This window comes from uncultured Algibacter sp., from assembly GCF_947495675.1.
Taxonomy (GTDB): Bacteria; Bacteroidota; Bacteroidia; order Flavobacteriales; family Flavobacteriaceae; genus Algibacter_B.
The window spans coordinates 1-869 of record NZ_CANLZX010000053.1; the positions used below are offsets into that span (position 1 = coordinate 1).

Sequence of the window (869 nt, forward strand, 5' to 3'; positions counted from 1 at the left end):
ACTCCCGATATAGAAGAGAACGGTATGGCAAATGCATTAGGCGGAAGCGATACAGATACTGATGGATTGGATAATGTGTTTGAAACCAATGGTGTTAATGATGCAGTTTTAGATGTTAATGAAGATATAGAAGACCCAACCGATTTAAGCATATTACCAGATGCCGATGGCGATTTAGCATCGGGTGGTGATTTAGATTATCGAGATATGTTTGATGTAAATCCCCCAATTATAGCGACCATAGATTTTGATGGCGTCGATGATTATTTATCAGGCGAAGCACTTCTACAAGGTTTGGGTGAATTAAGTATAATGGCTTGGGTAAAGTTAGAGTCAAAAGCAGGCGTAACAGACAGGACTATAGTTGGCGAGGATGTATCCTGCAGGTTATACCGTAAGCATGGCAATACGCTATCTTTCGGTATTCGAACAGCATCAGGTGCTACAAACGTTATAAATGGCATAAGTATTAGTGATAACGAGTGGCATCATGTGGCCGGCACCTTTTCAAGTGCAACAGGTACCCAAACCATTTATGTAGATGGAAAGATGATATCTACAGTTACAAATGGATCATTAGTTGGCGAGACAATACTGGCAGATTCGAGTTTATGGAATGGGAATTTTGAGGTAGGACGCTTGTCAAGAGAAGCAAGTCCAACGATACAATATTTTAGTGGTAATATAGATGAGGTAAGAGTTTATGATATAGCTTTAACCACAGATCAAATCCAGACTCAGGTTTATCAAGAGATTACTAATAATTCAGGACAAGTTCAAGGTACAGTAATACCAAAAGACATTATAGATTTTTCAACACAAACAAAAGTGCCATGGAGTAATTTAATAGGTTACTACCCAATGACATC

The 869-nt window shown here is 38.7% G+C and carries 1 protein-coding gene; it reads left to right on the plus strand.

What is annotated here, in order from left to right; genetic code table 11:
- Nucleotides 1-869 (plus strand): LamG domain-containing protein (locus Q0842_RS16050; RefSeq protein WP_298500506.1); only part of this gene is annotated, 869 nt, incomplete at both ends.